This is a genomic window from Cerasibacillus quisquiliarum (genome assembly GCF_014202495.1).
Classification (GTDB): Bacteria; Bacillota; Bacilli; order Bacillales; family Amphibacillaceae; genus Cerasibacillus; species Cerasibacillus quisquiliarum.
Genome location: NZ_JACHHA010000005.1, coordinates 154,550 through 181,533, shown reverse-complemented (window position 1 = coordinate 181,533; position 26,984 = coordinate 154,550). Strand labels below are relative to the sequence as shown.

Below are 26,984 nucleotides of genomic sequence, written 5' to 3'. Positions count from 1 at the left end.
CTCTATATCTATAATAGACTGTGGAGTATGAAAGCCGTATAGCTACGGAGAAAGTTAACTTCTAATGGGGGTATAGGATGTGGCACAAAGTGAAGAATCTACGCTAAGATTCTGGGAAAGGTTTCATGGCCCAAACATGGGGTATATTGAAGAACAGTATGAACTATATTTAGAAAATGCGGAGCTCGTCGATCCATCTATTAAAGAATTATTTGACCAATACGGAGCCCCAGTGTGGAGGCAACATGATGAACAAGACGGACAAATTACAAAAGCTCCATCTCATAGCGATATTAAGAAAATAACAGCTGCAATGAAGCTTGTTGAAGCGATTCGTCGTTATGGAAATTTAGAAGCAGATATATACCCGGTTTTACGTGAAAAAGATCGCAAATCACATTTAGTCGATCCGAGTTATTATAATTTAACAGACACAGATTTAAGAAATATTCCAGCTCAATTCCTTTGGGAAGAAGCACCTAATCACGTGCGTCATGGATTAGATGTCGTTACAGAATTGAAAAAAATATATTCTGGTACAATAACATATGAATATGACCATGTTAATAGTGACGAAGAACGTCAATGGTTACTTGATCAGATTGAAACACGAAAAAATCAAGTGCAATTATCTCAAGAAGAAAAAGAACAACTTCTAAAAAGATTAGCACAAGTCGAAGGTTTTGAAGACTTTTTACAAAAAACATTTGTCGGACAAAAGCGCTTTTCAATTGAAGGTTTAGAAGCTATGGTTCCAATGCTTGATCGCATTGTTAAATATGCTGCAGAAGATAAGATTGAAAATATTATGATGGGAATGGCACATCGTGGTCGCCTAAGTGTCTTAGCACATGTCCTAGGTAAGCCAATGGATGTCATTTTTTCTGAATTCCATCATTCACCAGACAAAGAACTTGTTCCATCAGAAGGTTCTAAAGGGATTAACTATGGCTGGAGTGGTGATGTGAAATACCATTTCGGTGCTGTCAGAGATGTAGAAAATGGCGATGAAACGACAACACGTATCATAATGGCTCATAATCCATCACATTTGGAATTTGTTAATCCAGTTGTTAACGGTTTTGCACGTGCAGCCCAAGAAGACAGGTCTGAACGTGGTTATTCAAAGCAAGATATGAATAAAGCGATTCCAGTCCTTATTCATGGAGATGCAGCATTTATAGGAGAAGGAATTGTCGCAGAGACTTTAAACTTAAGTAATTTACCACATTATTCAACTGGTGGGAGCATTCATATTATCGCTAATAACTTAGTTGGTTACACAACTAATCAACAAGACGGCCGTTCAACACGCTATGCTAGTGATTTAGCAAAAGGCTTTGAAATTCCGATTATTCATGTCAACGCTGATGATCCAGTAGCTTGTTTATCAGCGATTAAACTAGCATATGATTATCGTCAGAAATTTAATAAAGACTTCTTAATTGATTTAGTCGGATATCGTCGTTACGGTCATAATGAAATGGACGAACCAAGAGCAACACAGCCAACTCTTTATAAAGCGATAGACGAACACCCAACAGTCGCAACCATTTTCGCTGAAAAGCTATCAAATGAGGGAATCATTACAGAAGAGCAGTTTATCCAAATGAAAGATGAAATAGAGTCTGGGCTACGTGAGATTTATGACAATATGAAAGAAAATGAAGTTGTTGCTGAAGAGCCAAAAGTACCTGCTGCATTACAAGCTGATTTAGAAGAGATTGATACTTCTGTACCACTAGAAACATTACGTGCTTTAAATGAAGGATTACTAGAACGCCCAGAAGGGTTTAATCAATTCAAAGGCTTGAATCGTATATTAAAGCGTCGTAAAAAAGCACTTGATGAAGGGAATAAAGCCGATTGGGGAGCAGCTGAGGCGTTGACATATGCTTCAATCTTGCAAGATGGTATTCCAATCCGTCTTATGGGACAGGATTCTGAACGTGGTACATTTGCACATCGTCATCTCGTCTTACATGATGCTGAGACAGGTGAAACGTATTGTCCAATGCACGGACTAGCGGAAGCAAAAGCTTCATTTGATATAGGAAATAGCCCATTATCTGAAGCAGGTGTTCTCGGATTTGAATATGGATATAGTATACAATCTCCAGAAACACTTGTTATTTGGGAAGCACAATTCGGTGACTTTGCTAACGTGGCACAAGTTATTTTTGACCAATTCATTTCATCAGCACGTGCAAAGTGGGGAGACATTTCTAATATGGTCATGTTACTTCCACATGGATATGAAGGACAAGGACCAGAACACTCAAGTGCACGGTTAGAGCGTTATTTACAGTTATCAGCTGAAAATAATTGGATTGTTGCTAATGTGACATCAACAGCACAATTCTTCCACCTAATGCGTCGTCAAGCTGCATTAAAAGGAACAGAACAAGCTCGTCCATTAATTTTAATGACACCGAAAAGTCTGCTGCGTAATCAGCGCATTGCATCACCAGCTGAGGAGTTTGTAAACGGTAAGTTTGAAGCGTTACGTAATCAGCCGAACCTTAAAGTAAGTAAGAAAAATGCAAAGCGTCTTTTAATTGGTAGTGGTAAGGTAATGGTTGATATTGAGCAAGAAATAGAGCGTTCTGATGAGAAATTTGATTGGTTACGCGCGCTTCGTTTAGAACAAATTTATCCGTTCCCTAAGAAAGAACTAGAAAAAGAATTGAAACAGTTACCTAATCTTGAAGAGATTGTATGGGTTCAAGAAGAACCAAAGAATATGGGAGCTTGGAGTTTTGTAAGCGAATATTTACGTGAATTATTACAAGATAAACAAATCTTGCGCTATGTTGGTCGTCCTGAGCGTTCTTCACCATCTGTTGGTGATCCAAATATTCATAAATTAGAACAAAACCAAGTTGTACAACAAGCAATTAACCCAACTATAGGAGGAGAATCCAAATGAAGGAAATTATCGTTCCAGAGTTAGCTGAGTCGATTACTGAAGGTACTATATCTGAATGGCTTGTCAAAGAAGGCGATCGTGTCGAGAAGGGTGACCCTGTACTTGAGCTTGAAACAGATAAAGTTAATGTTGAAGTTAATACTGACTATGCAGGGGTCATCACAGAAATTTTAGTTCCAGAAGGTGAAGACGTAGAAGTAGGAGATGTGATTGCTAAAGTAGATGAAAGTGCTGAAGCTGGTGCAGCTCCTGCTAAAGAAGCAGCTCCGAAAGAAGAAGTGAAAGCAGAAGAGCCGAAACAAGAAGAAACGGTTCAAGAAGAACAAGCAGAAGAAGCTGATAAGCTTGATGTCATTGCGACACCAGCTGCTAGAAAGCGTGCTCGTGAGTTAAATATTGATTTATCCAAAGTAAGTCCACGTGACCCACTTGGCCGTATTCGCCCAGAAGATGTGGAGGCAGCACATAAAGCAGATACTCAGCCTAAAGCATCTGCTAAAAAAGCGCCTGCAAAAGCGGAAAAGACAGAATTTGACAAACCAGTGATTCGTGAAAAAATGTCTCGCCGTCGTATGACAATTGCAAAACGACTTGTTGATGTGCAACATACAGCAGCGATGTTAACGACATTTAATGAAGTTGATTTAACAAATATTATGAAACTCCGTAAAGAACGTCAAGAAAAATTTGTTGAAAAACATGGTGTGAAATTAGGTTTTATGTCGTTCTTTACAAAAGCAGTTGTCGGTGCATTGAAAGAATTCCCACTTCTCAATGCGGAAATCCAAGGTGACGAACTCGTTATTAAACAGTTTTATGATATCGGGATTGCTGTTGCAGCTAAAGAAGGGTTAGTTGTTCCAGTTGTTCGCGATGCAGATCGCCTAGATTTTGCAGGGGTGGAAAAAGAAATTAAACGATTAGCTGCAAAAGCACGTGATAATAAATTAAGTTTAAGTGAATTACAAGGCGGATCATTTACCATTACAAATGGCGGTGTATTTGGATCAATGATGTCTACACCAATCTTAAATGCGCCACAAGTAGGAATACTAGGTATGCATTCTATCCAAAAACGTCCAGTTGTTATGCCAGATGATTCCATTGAAGTACGTCCAATGATGTATCTTGCATTATCATATGACCACCGTATTGTTGATGGTAGTGAAGCAGTACGCTTCTTAGTACGTATTAAAGAAATGCTTGAAGATCCATATGACCTATTATTAGAAGGGTAATAATCAAAGCTTCGGTCCACATTAAGGTGAGCCGAAGCTTTTTGCTTACGCATTCATCTTCTTATGTTTAATAGCCATTTTATTTTGGATATATAAGAGGCGTCCGAATAAAGTGATAGCACCTGCACTTAAACCAATAATAATACCAACCCAATAGCCAAATGGCTCCAATGATGTGTAATGAGCTAATAACCAACCACTAGGTAAACCAATAATCCAATAAGAAATAAACGCCATAATAAGTGTCATATTGACATCTTTATAACCACGAAGTGCTCCTTGGAGTGGTGCTCCAAAAGCGTCAGCAAATTGGAAAATGATGGCATAGTAAATAAATTGCTTTGTTAATTCTATGACAGCTGGATCGGTATGGTAAAGCCTTGCAACGGGATCATTAAATATATATAATATCAGACCAGCAAATATAGCGATAAAAATACCACCGCTTATTCCTATATATCCATAGGTACGTGCATGCTTGAAGCGCTTTGCACCAACTTCATAGCCGATTGCAATTGTAAGAGTCATACCAACACTTAAAGGTATCATATATAATAAAGAGGCAAAGTTCATTGCTGCTGTATGTGCGGCAATTGTTTGTGTATTATAGGTACTCATAAACAGAGTAACGGCAGAGAAAATACTCGTTTCAAAAAACAATGCAAAGCCAATCGGTACACCTATTTTTAATTGCCTTCCCCATTCAATAAAGGATGGTCGTTGCCAGTTTTCTAATATATGGTATTGTTTAAAAGGCTTAACTTTAATCGTTGTACCAATTGCAATGATGCATACGAGCCAATAAGTGATGGCTGTTGCAATTCCAGAACCAATTCCTCCGAACCTTGGCACACCAAACTTACCAAAAATAAAAATATAGTTAAATACAACATTTAAAGGTAATGAAATTAAAATAATAACCATGGAAATCCTCGTTTTTCCATGGGCATCTATAAAATTTCGCAACGTGTTAAAAATAAATAAAGGAATGATGCCTGTTAGTAATGATATTAAATAATACTTAGCTGTATATCGAACTCCTTCTTCAAGATCCATCATTTGTAGGATGGGATTAATACATACTCCGACACCTATAATGACAATGATGGCTAAAGTGATGGCTAAATATAGTGCTTGTTGCATTTTTTTAGGAATATCGTTTTCTTTATTTGCTCCGACTAACTGAGCGATGATCGGTGTAACTGCAAGTAGAATCCCATTGATTCCTGTGAAAATCGGAACCCAGAGACTAGAACCGATCGCAACTCCTGCTAAATCAACAGCTCCAGCTTTACCAGACATAATCGTATCAAAGAAATTCATTAAGTACATACTAAGTTGTGTAATTAATATTGGAATTAAGATATAGCCGAATAATTTTACTTTTTCTTTCAATGTTGTTGTTTCATGCATGAAGATCTCCCTTTTCCAACTTGTATTTGTTACGATAGATTTATAAGAGAAAAGGATTACAAATCTCTTAAGAAAATAGGTATAATATATATTTAGTGTATCAAGAAGAGGAGAAACGTGTTATGAAAAAGAAACGAATTATATTTACTGGTGGTGGAACAGCAGGGCATGTCATTGTTAATTTAGCATTGATTCCCGTTTTCCAACAAGAAGGTTGGGAAATTGATTATATCGGTTCGATTAATGGGATTGAACGTCAGTTAATAGAACCGTTAGAAGACGTCACTTATTATCCAATTTCAACAGGGAAATTGAGACGTTATATGTCAATTGAAAATTTTAAAGATCCATTTAAAGTACTAAAAGGAACATATGAAGCATGGCGGATTATAGGGAAGCTTAAGCCGAATATTATCTTTTCTAAAGGTGGTTTTGTTTCGGTACCGGTTATCTTTGCTTCTCGTTTACGCCGTGTTCCAACTGTTATTCATGAATCTGATTATACGCCAGGATTAGCAAATAAGCTAGCTTTTCCTTTTGCTAATAAGGTTTTAGCTACATTCTCCGAAACGATGGATTATTTACCAGATAAGAAGAGTGAATATGTAGGTGCTGTTATTCGTGATGAACTCTTTAAAGGTCATAAAGCAAAAGGATATACATTAACAGGATTTACAAAGGAAAAACCGATATTACTCATTATGGGTGGTAGCGGAGGCTCAGAAAAAATAAATACAATTGTTAGACAAAGTTTAAATGAATTATTAGAGCATTTTCAAATCATACATATATGTGGAAACGGGAAAAAGGACCACACAATAAAAGCAGATGGTTATGTTCAATATGAATATGTTAATGAAGAATTAAATCATTTATTAGCTATTACTGACTTTGTGTTGTCACGTGCTGGTGCAAATGCAATCTTTGAATTTCTTGCTTTACAAATTCCAATGTTACTCATTCCACTTTCTAGACAAGCGAGTCGTGGTGATCAGATTATTAATGCGGCTTCATTTAAAAAGAAACATTTTGCGCATGTATTAGAAGAAGAAGACTTAACAGAAGAAACATTACTAACTGGTTTATTAAAGCTCCAAAAAGAAGCACCGATTATAAAAGATCATCAAGCATCATACCGTAGTCGTGAATCACGTGACCGAGTGATTGAGATTATTAAAGAACAGGCAAAAAAATAAAAGAAAAAAGTTTATTATAATCATATGTGAAGGAGTTTATAGGTGTTTAATCCCATGTAATAGCTATATAAGATTAATGCTAAAATGTTTATTTTATAGTCATATATTATTTTTAAACAAGAGCACATATCTAATAGTGGTTATTTAATAACCTTAATTTTATCAGAAAGCGCCCCGTTTATTTAATATGGTTATAAATATTAATATCATCTCAAATCTAGTTGACTAGACTGAAACGTGACTGAAGCTGAACATGATGGGGGTTGTAACGGTATCGATGGAAAATAGTCATCAATAGTAATCGGCATTACGTTGATAAATATTGTCGAAGTGCGATAGGAATAATATCATGAATATATTCATCTTGGGATGCAACCACACATTCAGTATCCATGATTTAAGGATATAAGTAGTTGTTGTTTAAGTAAATGAAACAGAGTGTCCTCTGTCAAGTAGACAGTGAATAAATGATTTAAGCGGTTTTAGATCTTATGTAAGAGTCTAAGGCCGCTTTTTTAATTCTTACATGTTTTATAAGATTATATGTTAATATAATTTCTCATTATTTTTGAATGAGAGCTTGTTCAATAATATGCTGTTTATTTTAGACGGCATCTAATAGGATCACCCAGTGCTAAATAAGTCTATTTTTTATAAGCGTTCGGATGAAACGACATAACATATTTCTTAATAAAATATAATGCTCTAAATTTGAAAGATGTATAGCTTCTCGTATGGTTATAATTGCTTCATCCAATGACACCATGTTACATAACATATAATTTATAAAGAATTATTCACGTGTTATGACATCAACTTTTCCTGTTTTTGGATCAATGACAAGTCCGTGGACTTTAACGTATTCAGGAAGTAATGGATGATGGCGAATAATAGAGACGCTTTGCTTAACAGAATCTTCAACACTCTCAAACCCACTAAACTCTTCTTCAAAATCGATGCCAGAACGTTCAATTGTTTGAATAGTTTCCTGTTTAATTCCATTCACGATCATTTTTTCTTTTAATTCGGATGGAATTGTTTGAGACATGCCACAGTCATAATGACCAATAACTACAACTTCTTTAGCGCCAAGTTCATATATCGCTACGAGAATACTTTTCATAATTGTATCATAAGGTTTTCTAATCATTGCACCAGCATTTTTTAACATTTTCACATCGCCATTTTTAAGATTTAACGCTCTTAAAAGTAATTCGATTAAACGTGATTCCATACAAGTCAAGATGACCATCTCTTTATTAGGTCGGCTATTCGTTTCATAAGGTATGTATTTTTTTCCAGCTACAAATTTTTCATTATATGCCAGCATATCGTCTAAATGTACCATTAGTACTCCCCCTCGTATAGTCTTTTTACCTATGATTTTTAATGGGACGTGTTATTTTCCACTGCAGGTAAACATTTTCTTGAAAATTACTTGAAATCCTAGAAGTCGCCACTGATTAATTAGTAACTTAGTTCTTTTATTATACTATTTCACCATAGTGAAAACCAATAAGAAAAACATATATCGTGAACATTCTTTCTTTATAATAATTTTTTAAAAACGATTGTCATTTTAGAAAATATATATTAAAATGCATATTATGACATAAGTTTTTAGAAAGAAGGTTATACAGATGATTGTACTACGATATGAAACGAATAATTTTATAAAAAATACCAGCAAGATAGAGTGGGTGACTGCTTTTTTATGATGCTCGGTTTCATACATCTGTGACCTTTTTATGGAATAGAATAATCTGTCTATATTCTAATTTAATTGTGCATGCGTCATAGACGTGTGCCTTTTATTTTTTCATAAAAAAATCTTTTGGCGAGAGAGAAAGGATGAGATAAGCTTTGTTTTCAATTTTTAAGAAGTTAGATTGGTTTTTCAAGCAATATTGGAAAAGATATTTATTTGCTATATTAGCATTGATATTCGCAAGTACGCTTTCGCTAGTTCCACCTAAATTGGTAGGATTTATCATTGACCATATTCAATACAATACGTTAACGGGAAAAATTTTAATGACCGTTATTATTGGATATATTTTATTAGCTTTTCTTCATTATACGGTTTCCTTTTTTTGGGATTATACGTTATTTAGTGGAGCCATTATTTTAGAAAAATCGATGCGGAGCAAGTTAATTGCACATTTTTTAAAGATGACACCGCCCTTTTTTGAAAAATTTAAAACAGGAGATTTAATGGCGAGAAGTACAAATGATTTAAAAGCCATTGCATTAACAGCAGGCTTTGGTATTTTGACCCTTGTTGATTCTAGTATTTTTATGTTAATGATTGTTGCGGTGATGGGATTTACGATTAGTTGGAAGTTAACATTGGCGTCGCTTTTGCCATTACCGATTATGGCATTGATTATGAATAAGTATGGTGCAGCTATCCATGCGAGATTTACAAAAGCGCAAGAAGCATTTGGAGAAATGAACACAGAAGTATTGGAATCTATTCGCGGCATTCGAGTTGTGCGTGCTTTTGTTCAAGAAAAACAAGATATTGAACGTTTTAGCAAGAAAACAGATGAAGTATATGAAAAAAATATGGCTGTTACGAAAGTTGACGCTTTATTTGAACCGACGGTTACAATTTTAGTTGGTTTATCATACACGATCGGAATCGGTTATGGCGCTCACCTTGTTTTTAATCAAGTCATGACACTTGGAGATTTAGTTAGTTTTAACGTTTATTTAGGTATGCTTATTTGGCCGATGTTTGCGATGGGCGAATTAATCAATATTTTACAACGTGGAAATGCATCATTAGATCGGGTGAATGAAATCTTAGATTATGAACCTGATGTAAAAAATAGTCATGAAGTTCAAGCTGTTAATAAAGTAAATGACATTGTTTTTGATCATGTTTCATTTACATATCCGGGAAGTGAACAAAAAAGTCTTGACGATATAAGTTTTCATGTTAATAGAGGCGATACAATAGGTATCGTCGGTAAGACTGGTGCGGGCAAGACGACCTTATTTAAATTGTTATTAAGACAATATCCAAATTTTAAAGGTAATATCCGCTTATCTAAAGTACCGATTGAACAGATTGATATCGATCAATTACGTCGTTGGATAGGTTATGTTCCACAAGAGCAGATATTATTTTCGAAGTCGATTCGAGAAAATATTCAATTCGGAAAAGCAAATGCTTCCGACAAAGAAATAACCCGTGTTATGGAGCTCGCTCATTTCTTAGAAGATATTGAACAATTACCTAAAGGGTTAGATACAGAAGTAGGAGAAGGCGGAGTGTCTCTATCTGGTGGACAAAAACAACGTGTCGCTTTAGCGCGTGCTTTTATAAAAAATCCAGAGATATTAATTTTAGATGATTCTATGTCTGCTGTCGATGGTAAGACAGAAGCAAATATTATTCAACATTTACGGAAAGAAAGAAAAGGAAAGACAACTTTTATTGCTTCACATCGTTTGTCTGCTGTTGAGCATGCAGATCTGATTATTGTATTAGATGAAGGGAAAATTATTGAGCATGGGACACATGATTCATTAATAAAAAATGATGGCTGGTATAAACAACAGTATGAATTACAACAGCTTTCTCACGAAGGAGGCGATTAAATGAAGACAGAAACGACTGAAAAAAGATTATTTCAATACGCTTTAACGTTTAAAAAGGGGATCCTCATTGGGATTATTTGCTTAATGATAGCAACAGGTATGGAATTAGCTGGACCTTTGATTGCGAAAAAAATAATCGATGACCATATTGTCGGCATTGAAGGTGTATGGCATCAGATTGCGGAAAAGAAAGATGAAAAGACGATTTACTATCAAGATAAATATTATAAACGATCTGATCGCGAGTCAGCCAATGATCATATTATAGGAAAAGCGACACTGATACAAATTGATAAAAATTATTACTTTGTTAACAGAGAAGTTCCTTTAACAGGAAAACGATCCGTTAATGGAGATCAAGTGACGATACAAACACCTGAAGGTCCGATTAAAGCAAGTGGACAAAAGCTAAGCCTAACGGATTTAGCTCAATTTATAAAACCAGAGAAACGACCTATTATGCTCTTACTAGTACTATACGTTTTGTTGTTAGTTGTAGCTGGTTTATTTCAATTCTTTCAAACGTATATGTTGCAAAAATCATCCAACCAAATAGTTAAGAAAATGCGAAATGATGTTTTTTCACATATTCAAAGGTTACCTATCCAATATTTTGTCAAGCGCCCAGCTGGTACAATTGTCGCTCGTGTAACAAATGATACAGAGGCGATTCGTGATTTATATGAACGCGTTCTCTCCATTGTCATTACAAGTTTTATTTATATGTTTGGTGTTTATATCGCGATGTTCTTTCTTGATGCGAAATTGGCGGCTCTATGTTTATTAGCTATTCCACTCATTTATATATGGATGAGACTATATAAAATATATGGTTCTAAGTTTAATCAAGTGATTCGTTCAACAAATAGTAAAATAAATGGAAACATAAATGAATCCATTCAAGGTATGCCAATCATCCAAGCTTTTAGTCGTGAAAAGCAGACAAAGAAAGAATTTGAGATATTAAATACGAGACATTTTACTTATCAGCGAAAATTATTAAAATTAAACGCTTTAACATCGCATAATTTAGTTACATTTTTTCGCAATATGACATTTGTTGTTTTTATATGGCATTTCGGTTCGTTTTCATTAGAACCAGGAAGTGTCGTATCGATCGGATTGTTATATGCTTTTGTTGATTATTTAACACGTTTATTCGGTCCAATTAACAATATCGTAAATCAATTGCCTTTATTAGAACAGGCCCGTGTTGCTGGGGGGCGTGTTTTTCAACTCATGGATGAAGAAATTGAGGATGTAAATCATATAAGGATACCACGATATCAAGGTAATATTTCTTTTGAAAATGTATCATTTGCTTATGATGATGAATATGTCTTACACGATATTTCATTCAATATAAAATCTGGCGAAACAGCTGCTTTTGTTGGACATACAGGTTCGGGAAAGAGTTCATTAATGAATTTGCTCTTCCGTTTTTATGATCCACAAAAAGGTAAAATATTTATTGATAATCATAATATTAAGGAGTGGTCGCGTCAACAAGTGCGGAGTCATATGGGAATTGTACTTCAAGATCCATTTCTATTTTCTGGTACGGTGCTTTCCAATGTTACGATGAATGATGAACGTATATCTCGTGAACAAGCGATTGCTGCATTAAAAGCTGTAGGTGCTGATCGATTTATTGAGAAGTTACCGAAAGGATATGACGCTGAAGTGACAGAAGGTGGAATGACCTTTTCACTCGGTGAAAGACAACTCATATCATTTGCACGTGCTCTAGCATTTGATCCAGCGATTCTCGTCTTAGATGAAGCAACGGCAAATATCGATACTGAATCAGAGACATTGATTCAAGAAGCATTAAAAGTGTTGAAAAAAGGCCGAACAACACTAGTGATTGCCCATCGACTTTCAACGATTCGGGACGCAGATACGATTTTTGTTCTGGAACATGGTAAGATAAAGGAAAGTGGAAATCATCATGAATTACTAGAACAAAAAGGTATTTATAGTGAGATGTACCGTATGCAACAACAAGGTGCTCGGATGTCCTTAACATAATAGATGTTTTTCACATTTGACTTCACAAACAAAGTTTAATATAGATTGATGGTGATGTCGTGAAGGAAAACAAACAATACGAAGTCGATATCATTGATGATGATTTATATGAAGAAATAGACGATGAAGAAATGTATGAACTCGTTCAACAGGCGCGTCAGGAAGCTTTGGAAAGGGAAAGTGAACGAGCAAGAAGCAAGTCTGCTCATCGTCCCTTCCCGAAATGGATCTATTGGCTTATTGCATTAGCTCTTATGTTTAATATAGTGGCTTTATTTCCACAAACTTTATCTATACCAGCGATTGACTTTCTTATGACATCAGCAAAATTGTCAAAGAATGAAACAATTCAAAAATATAAAGAAGCAGTTGTCGTGATTGAAACTGAAGAAAGTCGTGGTACGGGTTTTTCAATTAATGCTAATGGTGAAATTATTACGAATCAACATATTGTTAAAGATGAAACTGAAGTAACCGTAGCCTTTAAAAATGACGGACTATTTCGCGCCACTGTTGTTGAAACATATCCTGAAATAGATTTGGCTATATTACAAACAATTGAAGGAAATGAATTGCCGTATTTAAATTTAGCTAGAGAAACACTTTTTAAAGAAAGAGAAAAAGTGACGTTTATCGGAAACCCACTTCGCTTTCAAGGCATTGTAAATGAGGGATATATTTTAGATTATATACAACTAAAAGAATGGAATGATCCAGTTATTATGATAGAAGCACCGATTTACCGGGGCAATAGTGGAAGTCCAATTATTAACGAGCAAGGTGAGGTGATTGGAGTCGTTTTCGCTACGATTAATCATAATGAATATGGGACGGTTGGTTTATTTATCCCAATCGATTATTATCATGAGCGTAAATAAAAGGAATGCCTTATAGAAGGGCATTCCTTTTTTCATTGCATGTCATTACATTTCAGCTGTAATTGTTGGTGTTGTATAATTCATTGCATGATCTAGATAGCATAGGAGGTTATCGTGGGTTTCAACAATGGTTTGTTGATCTGTCGCATAGTGATAGGCATGAAGAAAGTGTTGGATACGTTTTGATAGGATATCGTCTTTTGTACGGACCATGAGAATAAGTAAATTATCCCATTGTCCCCATAAAATATAATATAATGCTTTGTCATAATCTGGTATTTCCATAACATCCCTCCTATAAAAGGGTCATTATATCTTTCCCGCTTTTTATAATATATTTACAATACAATGCTGGTGTGCTTACCATTTAAAGGCTTTATGATATTTGTATAATAAATTGAATTCGATATAAACTACAAACAAGAAAAAAGGAGGGATATAACTTGAATCGTAAATTAATAACGGCTTTTACAGCATTTGCATTACTAACTGGTTGTAATGTAACGGACGATACCAATGATGCAATGCGCAACAATGATAATGATGGCGCTCAACCGACACGATTCGAAAACACAGGAACTAGTGACGGTATGAACGATAATAACCGGAACCATACAGATTATCGTGAGCGTAATCGTGGTGAAGGGCGTTTCAATGATCATACTAATAAGAAGGACCAAAACAATCGAAATCGTTTTGATGTTGCCGAAGAGGCTGCAGAACAAATTACTGATAAGATACCAGAAATTGAAACAGCATATGTATTAACGACTGAAAATAATGCTTATGTCGCTGCACGAATGGATACAAATAATAAAAAAAGGAATCAAGACGGTCGAAACAACCGTAACAATAACAATATGCGAAATCCGAGACCAAATGAGAAAGGTCATGAATTAACGGATGATATGAAGAAGCGTATTGCCGAGATTGTTCGTTCTGTTGATAATGATATTGATAACGTTTTTGTGTCTACAAATCCTGACTTTTATAATTTAACAACAAATTATGTAGACGATGTTAATGCAGGAAGACCGATTGAGGGTTTCTTTGATCAATTTGGAAATATGATTGAGCGTCTTTTTCCGCAAAATAGATAAGTTTAAGTAAAAAAACGAGAGTTTTCTCGTTTTTTTACTGTTTAAAATAGAAGAGATTGTGGATTGAACTTTCATCTCTAAAGATTGCGCAAACGTATAACTTGCCCCAACAAATCTTGTCTAAATGCTCGATACAACTTCCATTTCCAATATGAAACACATCTTATATTTTCGTTCACTTCATGATCACTGAACATGTTAATTAATGTTCAAATGTAGAAACAACAATACTTTATGGTAAAATAGAATATAGATATCCGATTCATTTCTTAAATATATTAAGTATATAAAATTTGAGAAGATACCAGTGAGAAGCAAATATAGGTTCATAAGGTTTACCTTTCAAAAGTCGGGAGACTAAAACCTTAAATATAAGACATAAGGATGAATGAGATGTCGCAAGAAGTACTAAATTATTTACAAGAAAATCGTGAACACTTATTAGATCGTTTAAAGGAGTTCTTATCGATACCGAGTGTAAGTACGGACAGTGAGTATAAAGATGCAGTCCGAAAAGCAGCAGATTATCTCATTACATATTTAAGAGATATAGGTTTTAACCAAGTTGAATTACAAGAAACAGCGGGGCATCCAATTGTCTATGCCCATTATGATCAAGCAGGAAAGGATAAGCCAACTGTTCTGATTTATGGTCATTATGATGTTCAACCAGCTGATCCTCTTGAAGAATGGGACAGTGATCCATTTAAACCAGAGGTTAGGAATGGGCGATTATATGCTCGTGGAGCAAGTGATGATAAAGGCCAAGTCTTTATGCATTTAGCTGTTTTGGAAGCTTTTATGAAAACGAAAGGTCATATTCCACTTAATATTAAAGTATGTATTGAAGGTGAGGAAGAAATCGGAAGTGAAAATTTATACACAATGCTTGAAGAGAAGAAAGAATTATACGCGGCCGATTTTGTCGTCATTTCCGATTCAGGTATGGTTGCTGAAAATCAACCTACGATATTGTATGGTTTAAAAGGATCAACTGCTCTTGAGTTAACAGTTACAGGCCCTAAACGAGATCTGCATTCTGGTATATATGGTGGAGCGGTACGAAATCCAATTATGGCTTTATCTCATATTTTGTCCTCGATAAAAAATGAAGACGAAGAGATTTTAGTAAAGGGATTCTATGATGGAGCTGAAAAGTTATCGTTTGAAGAACGTGAATTGATACAGAGTGTTCCAGGGGAGGATTATGTTCAAACGACTGGCGTACCAGAAGCTGTATCTGAAAAGGGATATACAGCAAAAGAACATACGATGGCACGGCCAACGTTTGAAATAAATGGTATATACGGGGGGTATCAAGGTGAGGGTACGAAAACGATTATCCCGACGTCCGCAACAGCAAAGATTACATGTCGGTTAGTCCCAGGCCAAGACCCTGTTCATGTTCAACAATGTATTGAAAAGCATATTGAAAAGGTAAAACCATCTGGGGTAACTGTTGAGCTAAAGAAAGAGAAATTTTCCGCTAAAGCTTATAAGGTAGAACCTAATCATCCACTTATTCAGAAAGCTGCTGAGAGTTATACGAGAGCATTTGGAAAAGAGACGGTATACGCTCGTATGGGTGGATCAATTCCAGTTGTTGAATGGCTTGATACGATTTATGATGTTCCTGTAGTGTTATTAGGGTTCGGTACACCAGAAGATCGTCTCCATTCACCGAATGAAAGCTTTCCATTATCAAGCTTTGACAAAGGGATGGAGACACTCGTCTATTATTGGACATCATTTCAAAAATAGGGGGGGGCGTAGAAATGAGTAAATTAGCAGTCATAACAGGGACATCAAGGGGCCTTGGCCATCATATAGCCACATTATTTTTAAAAAAGAAAATACGTGTCATTGGCCTATCCCGACATGAAAATAAAAACCTATCCCGACTAGCTATTGAATATCAAACGTCTTATCAACATATGACATGTGATTTAAGTAATCATCATGAAACAATGGCAGTGATGAAACAAATCGCTGCTCAATTAAAAAAGAATCAAAAGGTTTATTTAATTAATAATGCGGCAATGATTGAACCGATTCATCAAGCAGCAAAAATAGATCCATATCAACTAGCAAAACATGTTCAAGTAAATTTAACAACACCGATGATGATAACGAATTATTTGTTACATGTTCTAAATCAAAAGCGTGGGACGATGATAAATACGATTATTACATCAGGTGCAGCAGAACGTGCAGTACATGGTTGGAGCGCTTATTGTAGTACGAAAGCCGCAATGAACCGTTATATTGAAACAGTCGCTTTAGAACAGAAAAACTTAAAAACAAATCATATGATTATTGGGTTAAGTCCTGGTATTATGGATACAGAGATGCAAACTGAAATTCGCAAAAGCACGCGTGAAGCATTTGATGAAGTAGATACATTTATTCAATATAAGGATAATAAGTTGTTACGTCAGCCAGAAGAGATTGCACAAATTCTTATGTATATATTATTTGAAGAGCAACTTTCTAATGGAAAAATATATGATGCTCGAAATTATTTATAATTCAAAAAATCTGCTTGCAATATGGCAGATTTTTTCTCGGATTGAACGGGACTGCAGGAATGATTTGTTTGTGGTAAACTTTAAATAGTTTTTTAATAAGCTGATTAATAGGTTATTTGATTATGTTGGGAAAGGGAGTCATAAATGATTACACGGAAAAGTAAACGTGAAATTGTACAAATGCAAAAGGCTGCTGATTTGCTTGTGCTCACACATAAAGAAATTGCAAAAATGATTAAGCCAGGCATAACAACAATGGAAATTGAACAATTTGTTGGTGATTTTTTAAAAAAGCATGGTGCAACCCCAGAACAAAAGGGTTATCAAGGATATAAGTATGCCACATGCGCTTCGATTAATGATGAAATCTGTCATGGTTTTCCACGTCATGAACCTCTAAAAGATGGTGATATTGTCACGATTGATATGGTAGTCAATTTAAACGGTGGTCTTGCCGATTCGGCTTGGACTTATGCTGTCGGAGAAGTTGATGAACAAGGTAAACGTTTAATGGAAGTGACAAAAACAGCATTATATAAAGGAATTGAACAAGCAAGGCATGGGAATCGCCTAGGTGATATAGGGCATGCGATTCAGACATATGCGGAAAAAGAAGGTTTCTCTGTCGTGCGCGACTTTACTGGTCATGGAATCGGACCAACGATTCATGAAAGTCCATACGTTCCTCATTATGGAGAAAAGGGTAAAGGTTTACGTTTAAAAGAAGGTATGACTATCACCATTGAACCGATGTTAAACGAAGGTGATTGGAAAAGTAAAATGGATGCTAATGGTTGGACAGCGCGTACAGTTGATAAAGGTCGGTCTGCACAATATGAACATACGATTGTTATTACGAAAGGAGATCCGATTATTTTAACTGAACAAGATCGTGAAATACCTACATTAGATAAATAAAAAATCCTAGGGCTTTCCCTAGGATTTTTTTATGCTTGCTTTTGAATTTGTGCACTATTCGATTTACCGCCAAAGATCACAGTAATCAATGGACTTAATAAACAGAAGAAGGCAAATGGTAAGTAAGTGAGAACAGGAACACCGAGTACATCAGCTATAAACACACCACATACACTCCAAGGAACGAGAGGGTTAATGACTGTTCCTGCATCTTCTAAAGTCCGTGACAAAGCTTTGTTTGATAAGCCAACTTTATTGTATAAATTTTTATATGTTTCACCTGTTAATAAAATGGATAAATATTGTTCACCTATTAAAACGTTTATTCCAATTGCAGTTAAAGCTGTTGATACAATAATGGAACGGACACGTTGTAACTTCCGTTGTAACGTCTCTAGAATAGATGGAATAATACCTGTTACAAATAGAAGTCCACCAAATCCAAGTGCTAAAATGACAAGGGACATCGTGAAAAACATACTTTCTATTCCACCTTTAGAAAGGAGTGTATTAACAGGCTCAAAGTCAGTTGTTGCCGTATAACCTTTAAACCATATATCCCATACGCCATTGAAGGAAATCGTTTTTGTCATAATAGCGAGTATCGTTGCTAATAAACTGCTCATTGTAATCGACATAAAAGCGGACATTTTAAATAAAACAGCTATCACGAGTACTAATAATGGTAACCATGATGTCCAATGAATCAATCCAGTTGATTGTAAAGCATTCATATATGCTGTTGTTGTATCAATTTTCGCTCCTGTTTTAGGAGATAGAAAGATAAATAAGATAAATGAAATCATAAATGCTGGTATCGTTGTTAAGCTCATATGCTTAATATGATCAAACAAATCAACTTTAACAATCGTAGAAGCTAAGTTCGTTGTATCAGATAAAGGTGACATCTTATCACCGAAAAAAGCTCCTGAAACGATTGCTCCAGCTGTTATAGCTAAAGAAGCATCTAGCGCTTGACCTATTCCGATGAAAGCGACACCGATTGTTGCAGCTGTCGTTAATGAACTTCCGAGTGACACCCCAATAATGGCGGTGACTGTGAAAACGATCGCATAGAACCATTTTCCAGTCACAATTGAAAAACCTAAGTCGATTAATGCTGGAATTGTTCCGCTTATAATCCAGCTACTCATTAATACACCAATTAATAAAAACAAAAACAACGCTCCTAAACTATTTCTTGCCCCTTCAAGCATACCAGCATGTAAGTCACGGAAAGTAATTCTATGAATTAATCCATAAATAATTAGAAAAAATATACCTAATAAAATAGGAATATGTGGGACTGTCCCAATCCCGATAATATAATAACTAATCATCCCTACTAGAATCATGAAAATAATGACAGCTTCGAACACATGTGGTTTGTACTTCGCTTGGATTGGAAACATTCATACTCCTCCTTTTAATTTTAATAAAATAAAAAAGCTTCATCCCTAGTGAAAGGGACGAAGCATACTCCGCGGTACCACCCTGGTTGCCAATGACGTCAATTGGCCACTTACTTAGCTATATCCTTTTGATGAAATGTGTATTTCGATTGATTTCCTGCCAAGACTTGCACCATCCGTCTTGTCTCTTAGACTGCTCAGAAATCAACTACTCGGTCATTTCAGGATAACGAATATTCGACTTTAAATATTAAAAAATAATATACACTGTTATTATCCTGATTGTCAACTGTTTTTAAAATGAAGTAAAATTCAGAAATGAGAACAACATAAGAAATTAATGATTAAGACATCATAATCGCGACATAAGCATAGAAAAATCAAGTTTTAAAATAAATTTTATTTATTTTTCAATTATTCTATTGAAATTATTCTAAACATTTAGGATAATGTAGAAAAAGGGACACGAGGAGTGATATGTCATGAATAAAGAAAAAACAATATATCGTTTCAAACGTTATAGAGGAAACCGTGTTCAAGCAAAACGAGAAATTTCATTTGAAATGATGCTATCTGCTCGATTATTATTAGATGAATTGTGTTTTATACGGAATAAACATCATCTTATGGACATTTTAAATAAAGCTATTGATTCCGGTGATCAGGAAGCTTTCCAAAGGTATAGTGAACTTTATAAACAATATGTTTGGGAATAAAGTGCTTGGGAGATAGTGTGCTAATTAATAATGTCAAAGTGTATATACAATCGAATACAACTCATCGTTGGTCATAAAACTTTCTTATTAACCTAGGGAATTTATGTGTTATTTATATTGCTTTCATCCAAGATATATTTAACAAAAAATTAATAATAATCAAGTTGTTCTTTTGATATGCTAAAAGAAAGGAGGAATAGGCTATATGAAATCAAAGAAAAAGCAGACATTAGGCTGGGTACTATATGATTTTGGTAACTCTGCATTTGCTACGACAATTATGGCTGCTGTTCTACCAACATTTTATTATGATGTTGCTGCTAAAGGTTTGGAAAGTCATCTGGCAACTAGCTACTGGGGATATTCTCAATCTATAGCCGCATTAATCGTAGCTATATTAGGTCCCATATTAGGTGCAATTAGTGATTTTTCTGCTGCAAAGAAAAAGTTTTTAAGGTTCTTTTGTTATATGGGTGTTATTGCTAGTATTTTATTAGCTTTTGTCGGTGAAGGGGATTACATATTCGCCTCTATATTATTAATTATAGGTACGATTGGCTTTTCTGGTGGAAATGTCTTCTACGATGCTTTTTTACCCGAAATCGCAGAAGGAAAAGAAATGGACCGTGTATCAGCGGCAGGATATGCTTGGGGATACGTTGGTGGTGGTGTACTGCTAGCTATAAACTTGTTAATGATATTAAAGCATGACTGGTTTGGTCTACCGAATGCTACTGTAGCTAGTCAGGTTTCGTTTGCATCTGTAGGAGTTTGGTGGTTTATTTTTTCAATTCCTTTATTTAAAAATATCCAAGAAGAAAGAAAACCAGCAATTAAACGCGACCAATCATATATTGTTATAGGTTTTTCACGGTTAGGTGAGACAATAAAAGAAATCACAAAGTATAAGCAATTATTACTTTTTTTATTAGCTTTTTGGTTATATAATGACGGTATTTCAACAATCATTAAAATGGCAACAATTTATGGAAGAGATATTAATATTGATCAGAATGATTTAATTGCAGCTCTATTAATCACGCAGTTCATCGGCATACCTTGTACTTTCTTTTTCGGTTGGCTAGCGAAGAAAATCTCGGTGAAACCAGCATTAATGCTATCACTTTTCATCTATATGGGAATTGTTATATTTGGGTATTTCATGTCAACCGCAATTCATTTTTATTTACTTGCTATATGTGTCGGATTCGTTCAAGGAGGAGCACAATCATTAAGTCGTTCGTTATATGGACGTTTAGTTCCAGAAAATAAGCGAGCAGAATTTTTTGGGTTTTACGGTGTGTCGGCCAAGTTTTCTGCTGTTTTTGGGCCATTTGTATTTGCGTTAGTTGGTCAATTAACAGGGTCTAGTCGACTCGGGATTATTTCACTTATTTTCTTCTTCTTAGCGGGTATTATTTTATTGAAATGCGTTAATATTGAAAAAGGTATGAAAGAAGTTAATGGAAAAAAAGCAAGCTAAAAGTCAGGTCATTCACCTGACTTTTTTTATTCATAACAGAGGCTCACAGTATTTATTTTCCAAGCCTGAAGCCACAGGTTGCCCTGTGTCGTAAGAAATATTACCAATTAGATCAACTAGTTGTTCTTTAAGCTGTTTTTGAGAGGGTGATGCCCAATAATTCATGACGATTGGCATAATTTCACACGCATCTAATTTACTTTGATTGTATAAATCAATGAAACTTTTCGTCGAGGGTTCTTTTGTCGCAGGATGATACCATACAGTATGATTCAGATTTAAAAAATCCTTCTCATCTGTCACTGGTCGGTGGGAATAGGCGGATATAAATGGTTTTAACACGATATTTTTCCATCCATACGGATCATAAAGAATGCGTTGTGCTCGTTTTAAATCACGATAAGCTTTTTGAATATATTTATTAGACGGTTGTGCATTGTTCGGAAAATGTTTATGAATTGTTTCGTGTAATAGTGAAACAATCGATTTAGGCAAGGAAAAACCGACATTTATTTCATTAATAACAGGTAATTTCCATGCTTTGACATGATAATATTTATCCATCATTAATGTGTCGATGATTATTTCCAAATGCTGGTGGTTATTTTTTTTATATCCAGCTCGATAATGAATATATGGATGGGTGTGCCGGTCGAGAATATGGTGCGTTATAAAGCCAAAGACAAACGCCTGAACAGTATCATCTCTCTCTTTAGCCCCTTTAATTAAATCAATTAAAAATGGCCCACATCGTTTTGTATGAATTAATGTGCCAATCTCTTGAATAGGCCCATCTTTAAACCAAGGCCAAAAATTATAATAAAAGAAAGGATCAGGACCTTGAGCACCTAATTTCATGACTCTTTCATTAGTTAAATATGCATGTTGTGTATTATTCATTGAATCAACAACATCTTCACAAAAAAGAATATGTGTCCATATATTAGGCAATGTATATCCCTCCTTCCCATATAAAAGAGTTATATTAAGTAATAATATTTTTATCATACATTTCAAATAACCAGCTTTCTTAAACATCATTATAAATGATAATAATACGTGACATGAGCTTTCTAATGAAAATTACTTGTTTTGTAACAAACTAGCACTATCAAATGACATTAATGAGAAATTTGGTACAATATATGGTGTATGGTATAGCTTATCAAAGGAGGAACTAGAGATGGATTTTCGAATCGAACATGATACATTAGGTGAAGTAAAAGTCCCAGCGGATAAATATTGGGGGGCACAAACACAACGCAGTAAACAAAACTTCCCGATTGGAAATGAAAAAATGCCAAAAGAAATTATTCGTGCTTTTGCTATTTTGAAAAAAAGTACAGCTAAAGCAAATAGTAAACTAGGTCTTCTCGAAAAGAAGAAAGCAGAAGCGATTGCATATGCTGCTGACTTAGTGTTGGAAGGTAAATTAGATGAACATTTTCCATTAGTTGTGTGGCAAACAGGAAGTGGTACACAATCTAATATGAACGTTAATGAGGTTCTGGCACATGTTGGTAATAAATGGTTGAAAGAGCAAGGAAGTGATTTAGTCTTACATCCCAATGATGATGTTAATAAATCGCAAAGTTCAAATGATACATATCCAACAGCATTACATGTATCAGCTGTATTAAAATTAGAAGATACGGTTTTACCAGCATTAGAACAAATAAAAGCAACTGTTAAAGAAAAAATGGAAGCTTTCAACGACATTGTTAAAATTGGACGTACACATTTACAAGATGCAACACCTCTAACATTAGGGCAAGAAATAAGTGGTTGGCATCGTATGTTAGAAAAGTCATACATGATGATTAAAGAAAGTGCTGAACATTTAAAAGAGCTTGCTATTGGTGGAACAGCTGTTGGTACTGGACTAAATGCTCATCCTGACTTTTCTAAGCTTGTTTGTGAAGCAATTAGTAAAGAAACAGGAAAAACATTCATTTCTGCACCAAATAAATTTCATTCTTTAACGAGTTATGATGAGTTAGTCTATGCTCATGGTGCATTAAAAGCGTTAGCTGCAGATTTAATGAAAATTGCTAATGATGTGAGATGGCTTGCAAGTGGTCCACGCTGTGGTATTGGTGAAATTACGATTCCTTCAAATGAACCAGGAAGTTCAATTATGCCGGGTAAAGTAAATCCGACTCAATCTGAGGCCGTCACGATGGTTGTTGCTCAAGTAATGGGAAATGATGCGACAATAGGCTTTGCAGCAAGTCAAGGTAATTTTGAACTAAACGTATTTAAACCCGTAATGGCTTATAATTTCTTGCAGTCATGTCAATTATTAGCGGATAGTATGCGTTCATTTGATGAGCGTTGTGTACGTGGTATCGAGCCAAATGAAGAGAATATTGAGAAGAACTTAAATGAATCATTAATGCTTGTAACCGCATTAAATCCATATATCGGTTACGAAAATGCTGCTAAAATTGCTAAAACAGCATATGAAAATAATGCAACATTAAAAGAAACAGCTGTTGAATTAGGCTTATTAACTGAGGAACAATTTGATGAATATGTAGTCCCAAAAAATATGACTCATCCGAAAGAATAAATGATTTGGGACCGTTACGAATGAGTCCGTAATAGAAAACAGTGTTCGGATGCTGTATCGCTATTATCCACTCCTTTTTAGGGGTGGATTTTATTTTGCAGCAATAGATATATGTTAATTGTAGTTTTAATACGGTTTCACGACTGTTGCCGACCACTTCATATGATAGGGAGTTTATTATATTGCATAAACGCTTTTTTATTTAGGTAATTCATGTGCAAATTTCCAGCGTTTATCAGTGATAAGATTTTTTGAACTGTGGACAATATTGAATACAGGAGGTGATATCAATGGCTAATAACAATTCAAACCAATTGCTAGTTCCTGGTGTTCAACAAGCATTAGATCAAATGAAATATGAGATTGCCCAGGAATTCGGTGTGAATTTAGGAGCGGATACAACATCTCGTGCTAACGGATCTGTTGGTGGAGAGATTACTAAACGCTTAGTTCAGACTGCCCAGCAACAATTAGGTGGTGGAAATATCTCACAATAAAATAATAATGGCTTCATAGGAAGGTTATTCCTTTTTTAACATTAAAACAAGAGATTGGGTTATAAAAGACATAACCCAATAAAAACTAAAAAAGTGCATGAAATCAAGATTTGTAAGTTTGATTTCATGCGCTTTTTCTTATGTATGGTATATCTTCTTATTGCATCACTGTTAAAGTTCTTGTTTAAAGCGAGTCAAATAACTCATACCAAGAACACAGATTTCTATTATTGACAGATTTAATGCAAAGTAAGTCAGTTTCTTGATTATGAAGCATAAATGCGCTTTTCTGTTTCTGAATCAAAGAAATGTGCTTTATTCATATCTAGTGCCAATTCAACTGATTCACCATTTGTCACGTCTGTCCTTGAATCAATACGAGCTATAATTTCTTGGTTGTAAAAAGACAAGTATAAATATGTTTCTGATCCCATCAGTTCAGCGACTTCAACTTTTGCTGTTATTTTTGTATGAGGTGACGCTTCCATAAAGCTTAGTTCATCATGAAGATCCTCTGGTCGAATACCAAGAATTATTTCTTTGTCAACATAATCTTGTTCACGAAGCACTTTCATTTTCCCTTCTGGTACTTTAATTTGCGCATCATCTATTGCAAAATAGCCATCATGTAATGTGCCTTTTAAGAAATTCATAGCAGGTGAACCGATAAAGCCACCGACAAAAACATTTTCAGGATTGTCATAAACCTCTTTAGGAGCACCGACCTGCTGGATAACGCCATCTTTCATAACGACGAGACGTGTTGCCATTGTCATCGCTTCTGTTTGGTCATGAGTTACATAAATGGTGGTTGTTTTTAATCGATTGTGTAATCGTTGAATTTCAGCTCGCATTTGTACTCTTAATTTTGCATCTAAATTTGATAAAGGTTCATCCATAAGGAATACTTTAGCATCTCTTACAATCGCACGACCTAAAGCAACCCGTTGACGCTGTCCACCTGATAAGGCTTTTGGTTTTCGGTCTAAGTAAGCTTCAAGCCCTAATATTTTTGCTGCTTCTTTAACACGCCGCTCAATTTCATCTTTTTTGAACTTACGTAACTTAAGTCCGAAAGCCATATTATCGTATACATTCATATGTGGATAAAGTGCGTAGTTTTGGAATACCATAGCAATATCACGATCTTTTGGCGCAACATCATTCATTAATTTACCATCAATATACAATTCGCCGCTTGAAATGTCCTCTAAACCTGCAATCATACGTAATGTTGTTGATTTCCCACATCCAGATGGACCAACAAATACAATAAATTCTCTATCTTTAATATGTAAATTAAAATCATTAACGGCAACAACATCTTTATCGAATACTTTTTTTAAATTATTTAGTTTTATTTCAGCCATATGTTCTCCTCCACTGCTTTGAATCTGTTTCATACATTATATCGTCTAATAAAAGTCAAATAAATGGTCATGATGCACAAAAAATTGCAGATATATTGTGCAACATGACTAGTTGAGGATCATTAAGCTTAAGTAAACAATCCATGCATCGTGGACATATCTTATATCTAAGCCTGTCTGTTCAGAAAACCTATCTAATCGATATAGTAGACTATTACGATGCATATATAACTGTTTAGCAGTGTGAGAAATATTAAGATTACATTCAATTAATGTTAATATAATGCGCTTTATTTCTTGGTTGTTTAATGCACGAATTAATTCATTTGGAATTAATTTTCTAATTAAGGTTTTATTACTATTCTCAATCATTATAGCAGGTAATATATCTATTAAAGATATAACCGGATCTTTGTTATACTTAAAGGCTAAAGAGGCAAAGCGTTTTATTTGATTATAGACAAAGGGTGCCTCTAAATAATTTGTTTGTAGTGGCCCGACTAGAAATCGCAAATTCACATATAAATCACTCATTAACACATGGATAATTTCTTTAAAATTAAGAAGTTTAGAATTAGGTTGACTTTCTTCAATTAGTAGACCTGAATGATTATTCTCCCATAAGATGATGATATCGTTTTGAAAAAAATGTTTCATGGCGTCTTTAAATAGAATTGGTTTCATTCGTTTTTCAGGAAATTGAAAATAGATTAAACGAAATTTAATACGCTTAGATGAAGTATCATCATTTGGTTGTTTGTCATGAAGAATTTGTTGCCACCATTGTTCTTTGTTTGTTAAGGGTGGGAAATGTCCATGAACAGGTTTTAAAAATGTTTTGAGCAATACACGGTCTTTTTCCGTTAATTCAGTTTTGAGGATGCCGATATATTCATCGTTTTCTCCTAAAAACCATTCATATTCATGATCTAAGGGTATAAACGCACTTTTATAAAAGCGAACAGATGGAAAAATCTCCTTTAATTGTTTATACACGTTGAAAAACCTCTTTTCTCTATAAGGTTTTTATGTTTTTAATATCAAAGTGTGGGGAATTTTATATTTTATCACTAGGTATTTTGTCATAATGGTAT

General features: G+C 34.8%; 21 protein-coding genes. 14 read left to right on the top strand and 7 right to left on the bottom strand.

Annotated elements, in window-relative coordinates; all coding sequences use genetic code 11:
* Positions 1 to 79 precede the first annotated feature (79 nt).
* Positions 80 to 2,929: a 2-oxoglutarate dehydrogenase E1 component gene (locus HNQ35_RS08020; protein ID WP_146936310.1), complete on the top strand. Its 2,850-nt coding sequence runs from the start codon at positions 80 to 82 to the stop codon at positions 2,927 to 2,929.
* Entirely contained in the window at positions 2,926 to 4,167 is a 1,242-nt protein-coding gene (gene odhB, locus HNQ35_RS08015; RefSeq protein ID WP_146936308.1) for a 2-oxoglutarate dehydrogenase complex dihydrolipoyllysine-residue succinyltransferase, read from the top strand. Before HNQ35_RS08020 ends, odhB begins: the two co-directional genes overlap by 4 nt.
* 45 nt (positions 4,168 to 4,212) lie before the next feature.
* Here the strand turns inward: odhB and HNQ35_RS08010 are convergent, their stop codons facing one another.
* A complete protein-coding gene (locus HNQ35_RS08010) occupies positions 4,213 to 5,580 on the bottom strand; it encodes an MATE family efflux transporter (RefSeq protein ID WP_146936306.1) in 1,368 nt (455 codons plus the stop codon).
* Between the two features lie 122 nt (positions 5,581 to 5,702).
* Between HNQ35_RS08010 and murG the strand changes: the two genes are divergently transcribed.
* Entirely contained in the window at positions 5,703 to 6,776 is a 1,074-nt protein-coding gene (gene murG / locus HNQ35_RS08005) for an undecaprenyldiphospho-muramoylpentapeptide beta-N-acetylglucosaminyltransferase (RefSeq protein WP_146936304.1), read from the top strand.
* A gap of 793 nt (positions 6,777 to 7,569) precedes the next feature.
* On the opposite strand, the gene HNQ35_RS08000 is transcribed toward murG, so the two are convergent.
* Entirely contained in the window at positions 7,570 to 8,124 is a 555-nt protein-coding gene (locus tag HNQ35_RS08000; protein ID WP_146936302.1) for a beta-class carbonic anhydrase, read from the bottom strand.
* Positions 8,125 to 8,639: 515 nt separating this feature from the next.
* Between HNQ35_RS08000 and HNQ35_RS07995 the strand changes: the two genes are divergently transcribed.
* Genes HNQ35_RS07995 through HNQ35_RS07985 form a run of 3 tightly spaced genes read left to right on the top strand, consistent with a single transcriptional unit; the run spans position 8,640 to position 13,294 of the window.
* Positions 8,640 to 10,385 carry an ABC transporter ATP-binding protein gene (locus tag HNQ35_RS07995; RefSeq protein ID WP_146936300.1) on the top strand — a complete coding sequence of 582 codons (1,746 nt, stop codon included), beginning with the start codon at positions 8,640 to 8,642 and terminating at the stop codon, positions 10,383 to 10,385.
* On the top strand, positions 10,386 to 12,416 hold the full coding sequence (locus tag HNQ35_RS07990; protein WP_146936298.1) for an ABC transporter ATP-binding protein: 2,031 nt from the start codon (positions 10,386 to 10,388) through the stop codon (positions 12,414 to 12,416). It begins immediately after the preceding gene.
* Positions 12,417 to 12,475: 59 nt separating this feature from the next.
* Positions 12,476 to 13,294: a S1C family serine protease gene (locus HNQ35_RS07985; protein WP_246118053.1), complete on the top strand. Its 819-nt coding sequence runs from the start codon at positions 12,476 to 12,478 to the stop codon at positions 13,292 to 13,294.
* Positions 13,295 to 13,339: 45 nt separating this feature from the next.
* Here the strand turns inward: HNQ35_RS07985 and HNQ35_RS07980 are convergent, their stop codons facing one another.
* Positions 13,340 to 13,579, bottom strand: coding sequence for a YhdB family protein (locus tag HNQ35_RS07980; protein ID WP_146936295.1), 240 nt, complete (start codon positions 13,577 to 13,579; stop codon positions 13,340 to 13,342).
* A gap of 158 nt (positions 13,580 to 13,737) precedes the next feature.
* Here HNQ35_RS07980 and HNQ35_RS07975 point away from each other — a divergent pair, with 158 nt between their 5' ends.
* The 4 genes from HNQ35_RS07975 to map all read left to right on the top strand — a co-directional run bounded on the left by HNQ35_RS07975 (position 13,738) and on the right by map (position 17,840).
* Entirely contained in the window at positions 13,738 to 14,394 is a 657-nt protein-coding gene (locus tag HNQ35_RS07975) for a YhcN/YlaJ family sporulation lipoprotein (protein ID WP_146936293.1), read from the top strand.
* Positions 14,395 to 14,787: 393 nt separating this feature from the next.
* A complete protein-coding gene (locus HNQ35_RS07970; RefSeq protein WP_146936291.1) occupies positions 14,788 to 16,155 on the top strand; it encodes a dipeptidase in 1,368 nt (455 codons plus the stop codon).
* 14 nt (positions 16,156 to 16,169) lie between these two features.
* Entirely contained in the window at positions 16,170 to 16,922 is a 753-nt protein-coding gene (locus HNQ35_RS07965; protein WP_146936289.1) for a (S)-benzoin forming benzil reductase, read from the top strand.
* 144 nt (positions 16,923 to 17,066) lie between these two features.
* A complete protein-coding gene (gene map, locus HNQ35_RS07960; protein ID WP_146936287.1) occupies positions 17,067 to 17,840 on the top strand; it encodes a type I methionyl aminopeptidase in 774 nt (257 codons plus the stop codon).
* 29 nt (positions 17,841 to 17,869) lie between these two features.
* On the opposite strand, the gene nhaC is transcribed toward map, so the two are convergent.
* Entirely contained in the window at positions 17,870 to 19,252 is a 1,383-nt protein-coding gene (gene nhaC, locus HNQ35_RS07955; RefSeq protein WP_146936285.1) for a Na+/H+ antiporter NhaC, read from the bottom strand.
* 482 nt (positions 19,253 to 19,734) lie between these two features.
* On the opposite strand from nhaC, the gene HNQ35_RS07950 reads away from it, so the two are divergent.
* Entirely contained in the window at positions 19,735 to 19,968 is a 234-nt protein-coding gene (locus HNQ35_RS07950; protein ID WP_146936283.1) for an IDEAL domain-containing protein, read from the top strand.
* 205 nt (positions 19,969 to 20,173) lie between these two features.
* The gene (locus HNQ35_RS07945; protein ID WP_146936281.1) at positions 20,174 to 21,451 is read left to right on the top strand and encodes an MFS transporter; all 1,278 of its coding nucleotides are present in this window, start codon (positions 20,174 to 20,176) and stop codon (positions 21,449 to 21,451) included.
* Between the two features lie 30 nt (positions 21,452 to 21,481).
* Here the strand turns inward: HNQ35_RS07945 and HNQ35_RS07940 are convergent, their stop codons facing one another.
* Positions 21,482 to 22,402, bottom strand: coding sequence for a zinc dependent phospholipase C family protein (locus HNQ35_RS07940; protein ID WP_146936279.1), 921 nt, complete (start codon positions 22,400 to 22,402; stop codon positions 21,482 to 21,484).
* Positions 22,403 to 22,634: 232 nt separating this feature from the next.
* Between HNQ35_RS07940 and fumC the strand changes: the two genes are divergently transcribed.
* Both fumC and HNQ35_RS07930 read left to right on the top strand, forming a co-directional pair.
* A complete protein-coding gene (gene fumC / locus HNQ35_RS07935; RefSeq protein ID WP_146936277.1) occupies positions 22,635 to 24,023 on the top strand; it encodes a class II fumarate hydratase in 1,389 nt (462 codons plus the stop codon).
* Positions 24,024 to 24,313: 290 nt separating this feature from the next.
* Positions 24,314 to 24,520, top strand: coding sequence for an alpha/beta-type small acid-soluble spore protein (locus tag HNQ35_RS07930; protein WP_146936275.1), 207 nt, complete (start codon positions 24,314 to 24,316; stop codon positions 24,518 to 24,520).
* Between the two features lie 266 nt (positions 24,521 to 24,786).
* Here the strand turns inward: HNQ35_RS07930 and HNQ35_RS07925 are convergent, their stop codons facing one another.
* Positions 24,787 to 25,890: an oligosaccharide ABC transporter ATP-binding protein MsmX gene (locus HNQ35_RS07925; RefSeq protein WP_146936273.1), complete on the bottom strand. Its 1,104-nt coding sequence runs from the start codon at positions 25,888 to 25,890 to the stop codon at positions 24,787 to 24,789.
* A 108-nt stretch (positions 25,891 to 25,998) separates the two neighbouring features.
* Positions 25,999 to 26,886 carry a PucR family transcriptional regulator gene (locus tag HNQ35_RS14420; protein ID WP_146936271.1) on the bottom strand — a complete coding sequence of 296 codons (888 nt, stop codon included), beginning with the start codon at positions 26,884 to 26,886 and terminating at the stop codon, positions 25,999 to 26,001.
* Positions 26,887 to 26,984: the final 98 nt, after the last annotated feature.